Genomic DNA, 8975 nt, shown 5'->3' on the forward strand with positions numbered 1-8975 from the left:
TATCCACAAGCCCTAGTACTATATCTACTAATCTTTTAAATAAATAATAATTATATAAGCGAGGTAAAATAATGAAATTTCAAATAATGCGTGATAGTTTATTAGATGGATTAAATGATGTCATGAAAGCAGTAAGTTCTAAAACAACTATTCCAATTTTGACTGGATTAAAATTAGAAGTAACAAATAAAGGTCTTTATATTACAGGTAGTGATTCAGACATAACAATTCAAATATTTATTCCAGTAGAGAAAAATGGAGAACAAATTATTAATATTTCAGAAACTGGTTCAATTATTTTACAAGCCAAATTCTTTAATGAAATTGTACGTAAATTACCAACAAATGAAGTAGAGATTGAAGTAACAAATCAATTTCAAACACATATTCGTTCTGGGAAATCAGAATTTAATCTTATTGGATTAGATGCTTCTGAATATCCATTACTTCCTCAAGTTGAAGAAGAACGTCAATTTTTTATCCCTTCTGATTTATTAAAGGCTATTATTAAAGAAACGGTATTTGCTGTGTCTACTTCAGAAAGTCGCCCAGTCCTAACAGGTGTAAACTGGCAAGTAAAAGATGGTGAACTTCACTGTGTAGCAACGGATAGCCATCGTTTAGCGAAAAGAAAAACAGCTTTGAAAGATTTACCAGAGGAAGAATATAGTGTGGTCATACCTGGGAAAAGTTTAAATGAATTAAATAAAATTTTAGAAGAAACGACATCTGAAGTTGCAATTGTTATGACACAACAACAAATTTTGTTTAAAACAGGTGATGTTTTATTTTATTCAAGATTGTTAGAAGGTAATTACCCAGATACATCACGTTTAATACCAAACGAATATAAAACAACCATCTTAGTAAATGGAAAATCTTTATTACAAGCAATTGATCGCGCATCTTTACTTGCAAGAGAAGAAAGAAATAACGTTGTTCGATTTACAACTATTGGTGATGGTTTTGTAGAAGTGTCTTCTAATTCCCCGGAAATTGGAAATGTAGAAGAACAAATACAAGCCGAAACAATTGAGGGAGAAGAACTTAAAATTTCTTTCAGTGCAAAATATATGATGGATGCTTTAAAAGCAATTGATGGACAAGATGTTAAAATCCTATTTTCTGGGGCAATGAGACCATTCGTCTTAAAATCTGTTCATGATGACTCTATATTGCAATTAATATTGCCAGTAAGAACTTACTGAAATTTTATTTATATATTCAGACTCTTGGGTTTAAAATATTTAGTTTTTGAGATAGTCACTACATGTGGCTATCTTTTTTACTTATTCAACAAAATGGGGTAAAATAAAGGGATAAGAAAATGAGAAGAGGTTTGATTATTTTGAAAGAGATTCAATTGGACTCAGAATATATTACACTTGGTCAGTTATTAAAAATGACAGATGCAATTAGTTCTGGTGGAATGGCAAAATGGTTTTTAAGTGAAAATACTATATATATAAACGGTGAAGTAGACCAGAGAAGAGGGAGAAAACTTCGTCATAATGACGTAGTGAATATTCCGGGATTAGGGAAATTTCAAATGATTGGACTAGAGAACGGGGAGTAATATGTACATTGAGCGATTAGAACTAATAAACTATCGTAATTATGATTCCATTCAATTGGATTTTTCCCCCAAGATTAATGTATTAATTGGTGAAAATGCTCAAGGAAAAACAAACTTAATGGAATCCCTTTATGTACTATCCATGGCAAAATCACATAGAACAGCAAATGATAAAGAATTAATACGTTGGGAAGCAGACTATGGTAAAATAAAAGGTAATATTCAAAGAAAATATGGGCATTTACCTTTGGAGCTAATCTTATCTAAAAAGGGAAAAAAAGCGAAAGTCAATCATCTAGAACAAACAAAACTAAGCAATTATATTGGTCAGTTAAATGTCGTGATGTTTGCACCGGAGGATTTGTATTTAGTAAAAGGAAGTCCTCAAGTTAGAAGGCGATTTCTTGATATGGAAATTGGCCAAATTTCCCCTGTCTATTTACATGATTTACTTCATTTCCAAAAGGTTTTAAAACAAAGAAATTCTATTTTAAAACAACATCAAGGCAAATCTTTCCTAAAAGATGTTATGTTTGATGTTTACACAGAACAATATATAGATGCTGCTGTAAAAGTAATTCGTAAAAGATTTCAGTTTATGGACCTCTTACAAAAATGGGCAGAACCTATTCATTTTGGTATTTCAAGAGGGTTAGAAAAATTGACGGTATCATATCATTCTACTTCGGGTATACAAGCTGATTGGTCAGAAATAACCATGAAAGAATTTCTTGAAAAAAAATTAATAGAAATTCAAAGAAGAGAACTTGATCGAGGGTTAAGTCTAATAGGACCTCATCGTGATGATCTCCATTTTTTTGTAAATGAATACGATGTTCAGACATATGGTTCACAAGGACAGCAGCGAACTACAGCTTTGTCTTTAAAGCTTGCGGAAATTCAGCTTATAAAACAAGAAGTTGGCGAAGCTCCTGTTCTTTTATTGGATGATGTTTTGTCTGAATTAGATGATTATCGACAATCACATTTACTAAATACGATACAAGGTGATGTACAAACATTCGTTACAACAACAAGTGTGAATGGACTAACACATGAAACAATTCAACATGCCAAAATGTTTCATGTGGAACATGGAAATGTAGTAACAACAGATTAAGAAAAGCAGATTTGCCTATCACTGCGTAAGGCAGGCAAATGGGGAATTGCAAGGAAGCAGCTTGCGCTAGACAGTTACTATGCAAAAATCGTATATACTTTCTTATCTTTTAAAAAAGAAAATATGATTACTTCAAAAAATTGGTTATAAAACTGTAAAGATAGAAATACTAAATTTATGAAGATTAAAAGAAATACAGTTTAAATTCATCGTATTGAAGTAATGAAAGAGTGGGTGAGCCAGTTGGCAATGGAAAAAAAAGAGCAAGAATCTTATGATGCTGATCAGATACAAGTATTAGAAGGTCTAGAAGCAGTAAGAAAACGTCCAGGGATGTATATTGGTACTACTAGTTCAAGAGGACTTCACCATCTTGTATGGGAAATCGTAGATAACAGTATTGATGAGGCACTTGCTGGTTATTGCGACCATATTATTGTCACAATTGAAAAAGACAATTGGATTCGTGTAGATGATAATGGACGCGGAATTCCTGTTGATAATCAAGAAAAAATGGGTAAACCTGCTGTTGAAGTTATTATGACTGTTTTACACGCTGGCGGTAAATTTGGCGGCGGTGGTTATAAAGTATCTGGTGGACTCCATGGTGTTGGTGCTTCCGTTGTAAATGCCCTTTCGGAGTTTACAGAAGTATATGTTAAACGCGATGGGAAAATGCATTGCATTAAATTTGAACGTGGAGATGTTAGTGCTCCATTATCAATTATTGGTGAAGCTGAAGATACAGGAACAACAATAAGATTTAAAGCAGACACAGAAATTTTTACAGAAACAAATGTATATGAATTTGATATATTAGAACACCGTGTGCGTGAATTAGCTTATTTAAATCGTGGACTATCTCTTACACTTGCAGATGAACGTGAAGGGCAAGAAAAATCCGTAAAATATTTTTACGAAGGCGGAATAAAGTCATACGTAGAAGATTTAAATAAAAATAAAGAACCTATCACGGAAGAGGCTATATTTGTAGAAGGTAATAAAGATGGGATCTCAATCGAAATTGCTATGCAATATAACGGGGGATATGCTTCTAATATTTTATCATTTGCAAATAATATTAATACGTATGAAGGCGGAACACATGAGTCTGGATTCAAAACAGCACTTACTCGTGAAATAAATGACTATGCTCGAAAAAATGGTTTATTAAAAGAAGCCGATACAAATTTAACTGGGGACGATGTACGAGAAGGATTAACAGCAATTGTTTCGATCAAACATCCTAATCCTCAATTTGAAGGACAAACGAAAACAAAGCTTGGTAACTCAGAAGTAAGTATGATTACAAATAGTCTGTTTTCAGAGGGATTTGACCGATTTTTATTAGAAAACCCTACAATAGCCCGTCAAGTAGTAGACAAGGGATTAATGGCTTTTCGTGCTCGCGTTGCTGCTAAAAAAGCTCGTGAACTCACACGTAGAAAGTCAGCACTAGAAGTTTCTAGTCTTCCAGGTAAATTAGCAGATTGTTCATCTCGAGTTCCTGCAGACAGTGAACTTTACATAGTAGAAGGTGACTCAGCAGGTGGTTCAGCAAAATCAGGGCGTGATCGTCACTTCCAAGCTATTCTCCCATTACGTGGGAAAATATTAAACGTGGAAAAGGCAAGATTAGATCGAATTTTAGGAAATACAGAAATTCGCACAATGATTACTGCGCTAGGAACTGGTATTGGAGAAGAATTTACTTTAGAGAAAGCTCGTTATCATAAAATTATTATCATGACAGATGCGGATGTTGATGGTGCACATATTCGAACTTTACTATTAACATTTTTCTTCCGTTTCATGAGACCACTAATCGAAGCAGGCTATGTGTATGCTGCTCAACCACCATTATTCCAAGTGAAACAAGGGAAACATGTTGAATATTGCTATAACGATGAGCAACTAAAAGAGATTATAGAACGATTACCGAAAACATCTAAACCAATTATTCAACGATATAAAGGACTAGGAGAAATGGATGCAACCCAACTGTGGGATACTACAATGGATCCAGATGTTCGTACTTTACTTCAAATTAACTTAGATAATGCGATGGAAGCAGACGCAGTGTTTGAACAGCTAATGGGTGAGGAAGTAGAACCTAGACGTAGATTTATCGAAGAAAATGCAGTGTATGTAAAAAACTTAGATATATAAGAATGTGTGTGACTGGAGGTCTTTAGAATGTCAGATATATCGAATAAAGGCGTTAGAGGGATTAATATTAGTCAAGAAATGAGAACGTCATTTCTTGACTACGCAATGAGTGTAATTGTATCCCGTGCATTGCCAGATGTTCGTGATGGGCTAAAGCCTGTGCATCGTCGAATTTTGTATGGTATGCAAGAACTAGGAAATACCCCTGATAAACCTCATAAAAAATCAGCCCGTATTGTTGGTGATGTAATGGGGAAATACCATCCACATGGTGACTCCTCTATTTATGAGGCCATGGTTCGTATGGCGCAAGATTTTAGTTATCGTTATATGTTAGTAGATGGTCATGGTAACTTTGGTTCTGTAGATGGTGACGGAGCGGCTGCTATGCGTTATACAGAATCTCGGATGTCTAAAATTGCGTTAGAGATGCTGCGCGATATTAACAAAAATACAATAGATTATAAAGACAACTATGATGGACAAGAAAAAGAGCCAGTTGTTTTACCGAGTAGATATCCAAACTTACTAGTAAATGGAGCTTCAGGTATAGCAGTTGGGATGGCGACTAATATACCTTCGCATAACTTAGGGGAAGTAATTGATGGAGTTTTAGCCTTATCTGAAAACCCAGCAATTACAATTGAAGAATTGACGACTATTATTCCTGGTCCTGATTTTCCTACTGGAGGAATTATCTTAGGTCGTAGTGGTATTCGCCGTGCTTATGAAACAGGTAGAGGATCTATTTTAATACGGGCTAAAGTTGAAATGGAACAAAAAGCTAGTGGTAAAGAAGTAATTATTGTGAGAGAATTACCTTACCAAGTAAACAAAGCTCGTTTAATCGAGAAAATTGCCGAATTAGTACGTGATAAAAAAATAGATGGTATTACTCACTTAGCTGATGAATCAGACCGTAATGGTATGAGGATTGTTATAGAAGTAAGAAAAGATGCAAATTCACATGTCCTATTAAATAATTTATATAAACAAACTGCACTTCAATCAAGCTTTGGTGTGAATATGCTAGCACTAGTAGACAATCAACCAAAAGTTTTAAACATAAAAGAAATGCTTTATCATTATTTAGAGCATCAAAAAGTTGTAATTCGTCGTCGTACTGAATTTGAATTGAAGAAAGCAGAAGACCGCGCTCATATTTTAGAAGGCTTGCGAATCGCATTAGATCATATTGATGAAATCATTAAACTTATTCGTGGATCTCAAACAGGAGAAGAAGCTAAAAATGGGTTGATGGATAGATTCCAATTATCTGAGCGACAAGCTCAAGCAATTTTAGATATGCGTTTGCAACGTTTGACAGGTTTAGAACGTGATAAAATTGAAGAAGAGTACAAAGCATTAGTTAAGTTGATGGAAGACTTGAGATTCATTTTAGCAAATGAATACAGAGTTATTGAAATTATTCGTGAAGAAATTTTAGAAATCAAAAATCGCTATGCAGATAAACGTCGTACTGAAATTGTTGCTGGTGGAGCAGAAGTACTAGAGGATGAAGATTTAATTCCGGTAGAAAACTCTGTACTTACATTAACAAATAAAGGGTATATTAAACGTTTACCAGCGAATACGTATAAGAGTCAAAAACGTGGTGGTCGTGGCGTACAAGGAATGGGCACAAATGAAAATGACTTTGTTGAACATCTCTTGTATACATCTACACACGATACAATTCTATTCTTTACGAACAAAGGAAAAGTATACCGTGCACGAGGATTTGAAATTCCCGAATATGGACGTACTGCAAAAGGATTGCCGATTATTAACTTGTTAGGAATAGATAAAGATGAACAAGTTACGGCAATGATCCCGATGGCTTCATTTGAAGAGGATAGTTACTTTATCTTTACAACGAGCCTTGGAGTGACAAAACGTACTCCGGTATCAGGTTTTGCACATATTCGAGCAAATGGTCTAATTGCTATCTCCTTACGTGAAGAAGATGAACTAATTGCTGTTCGTCTTACAGATGGGAAAAAGCAAATAATCATAGGAACACGCCAAGGGAAATTAGTTCGATTTGAAGAAACGGATATTCGTTCAATGGGTAGAACAGCCGGTGGAGTTAGAGGTATTCGTCTAAAAGAAGATGATTACGTTGTGGGAATGGAAATAATAGAACCCGACCAAGAAATATTAGTTGTTACTGAAAATGGTTATGGTAAACGTACACCTGAGTCAGAATATCGTTTACAAAGTCGTGGTGGTATGGGTGTTAAAACGTGTCAAATCACAGAAAAAAATGGACCTTTAAGTGCTGTGAAAGCAGTGAGTGGTACAGAAGATTTAATGTTAATTACGATAAATGGAATGCTGATCCGTATGGATGTAAATGATATATCCATTACAGGTAGAAGTACTCAAGGTGTTAGATTGATGAGATTAGCAGCAGATGAGCTAATTGCAACTGTAGCTAAAGTAGAAAAAGAAGATGACGAAGAAGATATTGAAGTTGAAACAGAAGGTGAAACTTCTATTGATGAAGTAGAAGAAAATACTACAGAAGATTCTAACAAATAAAATAAAGTCATTCTCAAACATTCAAACTGTTTGGGAGTGACTTTTTTTCATTTCCTTCATTCTGAAAACTTAGTATAATGAGGAAAAACAATGGGAGGAGTAATACTTTGGGATATATCTTAGAAAACTTAGAAGAATTAAAACTGGGCAGTGTAATTGCAGAAGATATTCTCGTAAACACAAAAACACCTATTATTCGTAAAGGTACTAAAGTTACTAGAGAACATATTCAAGTATTAAAAGCCTTCAATATACTAAAAGTGTCCATAGCTTTTGAAAACACAAAAACAAACAATGAAAAAACAGATTTGAGTAAAAAAGAAGTTATACAAGGTACAGAGACTAATTTTATTAACTTATATATAGATGCGGTCAATAATTATCAAAAGGAATTTTCCTCTTGGGAAGCAGGGATGAATGTAGACGTAGCGAAACTACGCATGATCATTATGCCTTTAGTAGAAAGAGTATCTAAAGAAAAACAGGTTATATTAAAGTTGAATGGATATTCCGCAATAGAAAAGTATGTTTCTCACCATTCTATTGCGGTTGGCATTATTTCCGGAATGCTAGCACAAAAATTAGGATATCCAATTGGACAAGTCATTCAATCAGCAACTGCAGGATTAATGGCGGATAGTGGAATGGCTAAAGTAAACACAAAAATTAGAAATAAAAAGTCACTTTTGACAGAAGATGAGTATTCCGAAATTAAGAAACATACTATTCATAGCTTTCAAATGATTAAAGATAGTTCACTTTTAAAACCTGAAATGAAACTCGCAATTTTCCAACATCATGAACGATTAGATGGTAGTGGTTACCCTAAAGGAGAAAAGATGGGGAAAATATCAATTTTCTCTCAAATAATTGCAGTCGCTGATGTTTTTCATGCAATGACATCAGAACGAATCTATCGTGCAAAAGGCTCTATATTTAAAGTTTTGGAGATGATTAAAGAGGAAGAGTTTGGAAAATACAATATCGAAGTGGTAAATGCATTAATTTCTTTAGTAGGAGTATTACCTATTTCAACGCGTGTTCTATTATCAAACGGAGAAGTAGGGGAAGTTGTATTTTTACATAGAGATTCACCAATGAGACCAATGATTAGAATACTAGAATCGAACCAAATAATCGACTTATCAGCTAATAGATCTTTCAATATAGAACGTATCGTGCAATAAATCCTAGAAACCCTTTCTTACTTTTACTATTGTAAGAAAGGGTTTTTATATTTTATTAAATAAATTATTGACATATTGATTGGGAATTGATATTATATAGAAGTCGTCAAAACAAAACGGCAAAATGAACATTGAAAACTGAACATGCAAAACGTTAAGAAATACAGCTTATTGACTAACTTCGGTTAGCTCGATAGCAAAACATTTTTGACATCATTTAATGATGATGCCAGCAAAACAAAATGAGCTTTTAAACTAGTTCTAATTTGTTGAGTTTTATACTCAACTATTATGGAGAGTTTGATCCTGGCTCAGGACGAACGCTGGCGGCATGCCTAATACATGCAAGTCGAGCGAATGATGAAGAAGCTTGCTTCTT

The 8975-nt window shown here is 34.1% G+C and carries 6 protein-coding genes and 1 rRNA gene; all 7 read left to right on the forward strand.

Going from position 1 to position 8975, the window contains the following annotated elements:
• Positions 1-71: 71 nt before the first annotated feature.
• Positions 72-1208, forward strand: coding sequence for a DNA polymerase III subunit beta (dnaN, locus tag C7437_RS13195; protein ID WP_111440201.1), 1137 nt, complete (start codon positions 72-74; stop codon positions 1206-1208).
• A gap of 140 nt (positions 1209-1348) precedes the next feature.
• On the forward strand, positions 1349-1576 hold the full coding sequence (gene yaaA, locus C7437_RS13200; RefSeq protein ID WP_111440214.1) for a S4 domain-containing protein YaaA: 228 nt from the start codon (positions 1349-1351) through the stop codon (positions 1574-1576).
• Between the two features lies 1 nt (position 1577).
• Positions 1578-2696 carry a DNA replication/repair protein RecF gene (recF, locus tag C7437_RS13205; protein ID WP_111440202.1) on the forward strand — a complete coding sequence of 373 codons (1119 nt, stop codon included), beginning with the start codon at positions 1578-1580 and terminating at the stop codon, positions 2694-2696.
• A 249-nt stretch (positions 2697-2945) separates the two neighbouring features.
• The gene (gene gyrB, locus C7437_RS13210; RefSeq protein WP_211310030.1) at positions 2946-4865 is read left to right on the forward strand and encodes a DNA topoisomerase (ATP-hydrolyzing) subunit B; all 1920 of its coding nucleotides are present in this window, start codon (positions 2946-2948) and stop codon (positions 4863-4865) included.
• 27 nt (positions 4866-4892) lie between these two features.
• The gene (gene gyrA / locus C7437_RS13215; RefSeq protein WP_111440204.1) at positions 4893-7409 is read left to right on the forward strand and encodes a DNA gyrase subunit A; all 2517 of its coding nucleotides are present in this window, start codon (positions 4893-4895) and stop codon (positions 7407-7409) included.
• Between the two features lie 107 nt (positions 7410-7516).
• Positions 7517-8596: an HD-GYP domain-containing protein gene (locus tag C7437_RS13220; protein WP_111440205.1), complete on the forward strand. Its 1080-nt coding sequence runs from the start codon at positions 7517-7519 to the stop codon at positions 8594-8596.
• 288 nt (positions 8597-8884) lie between these two features.
• Positions 8885-8975 (forward strand): 16S ribosomal RNA (locus C7437_RS13225); the annotation flags it as partial.

Source organism: Psychrobacillus insolitus, assembly GCF_003254155.1.
GTDB lineage: Bacteria > Bacillota > Bacilli > Bacillales_A > Planococcaceae > Psychrobacillus > Psychrobacillus insolitus.

Excerpts from the sequence above, each read along its gene's own strand:
- dnaN (WP_111440201.1), top strand. The coding sequence starts at position 72 with ATGAAATTTCAAATAATGCGTGATAGTTTATTAGATGGATTAAATGAT.
- recF (WP_111440202.1), top strand. The coding sequence starts at position 1,578 with ATGTACATTGAGCGATTAGAACTAATAAACTATCGTAATTATGATTCC.
- gyrB (WP_211310030.1), top strand. The coding sequence starts at position 2,946 with ATGGAAAAAAAAGAGCAAGAATCTTATGATGCTGATCAGATACAAGTA.
- gyrA (WP_111440204.1), top strand. The coding sequence starts at position 4,893 with ATGTCAGATATATCGAATAAAGGCGTTAGAGGGATTAATATTAGTCAA.